General features: G+C 64.7%; 1 protein-coding gene. It reads right to left on the bottom strand.

What is annotated here, in order from left to right; all coding sequences use genetic code 11:
* Nucleotides 1-1,094 (bottom strand): 5-aminolevulinate synthase (gene hemA / locus ABDX79_RS19650; protein ID WP_346221986.1); only part of this gene is annotated, 1,094 nt, incomplete at both ends.

The following is a 1,094-nucleotide window of genomic DNA, read 5'->3' as shown; positions in this document are numbered from 1 at the left end:
CCGCGCGGCACGGTCGGATAGTTGATCGGCTGGATGTAGATGCCGTGCTTTGCAAGGAGATGGTCCGAGGCCCGCTTGCACAGGTCCGGATCGCCGACGAGGATCGGCACGATATGCGTGTCCGACGGCATGACCGGCAGATCGGCGCTGCCGAGAACCTGCTTCGTGCGGGCCGCCTGGCGCTGCTGGCCATCGCGCTCCGCCTGGCTCTCCTTCAGGTGCCGGATCGAGGCGGTGGCCGCCGCCGCGAGGGCAGGGGGAAGCGCCGTCGTGAAGATGAAGCCCGGTGCATAGGAGCGGACCGCGTCGATCACGTCCTTGGTGCCGGTGATGTAGCCGCCGAGCGTGCCGAAGGCCTTGGCGAGGGTGCCCTCGATCACGTCGATGCGGCGGGCCTCGCCGTCGCGCTCCGAGATGCCGCCGCCGCGGTTGCCATACATGCCGACGGCATGGACCTCGTCGATATAGGTCATGGCGTTGTAGGTCTCGGCAAGATCGCAGATCGCGCCGATCGGGGCGATATCGCCGTCCATGGAATAGACGCTCTCGAAGACGATCAGCTTGGGCTGGTCGACCGGCGCGGCTTTCAGAAGCTCTTCGAGATGGGCGAGATCGTTGTGCCGGAAGATCTGCTTCTTCGCGCCGGACTTCTTCACGCCCTCGATCATCGAGGCATGGTTCAACTCGTCCGACAGGATCAGGCAGCCCGGCAGGAGCTTGGCAATCGTCGAGATCGAGGCTTCGTTGGAGACGAAGCCCGAGGTGAAGACGAGGGCGGCTTCCTTGCCGTGGAGATCGGCGAGCTCCTGCTCCAGCTCGACCAGCGGGTGATTGGTGCCGGAGATGTTGCGCGTGCCGCCGGCGCCCGATCCCATGGCCGAGACGGTGTTCTTCATGGCCTCGACCACGGTTTCGTTCTGGCCCATGCCGAGATAGTCGTTGGAGCACCAGACGGTGATTTCGCGGGCTTCACCCTCGTTACGCCAGATCGCCTGCGGAAAGCGGCCCGCGATCCGTTCCAGATCGGCAAACACCCGGTAGCGCTTTTCGGCGTGAAGGGCCTCGATCGCTTGCGAAAAATGGCGAGCGTAATC

The organism is Fulvimarina fulva, from assembly GCF_039652615.1.
Taxonomy (GTDB): Bacteria; Pseudomonadota; Alphaproteobacteria; order Rhizobiales; family Rhizobiaceae; genus Fulvimarina.
The sequence above is the reverse complement of the archived record's forward strand: the minus strand, read 5'-3'. Positions and strand labels throughout refer to the sequence as shown.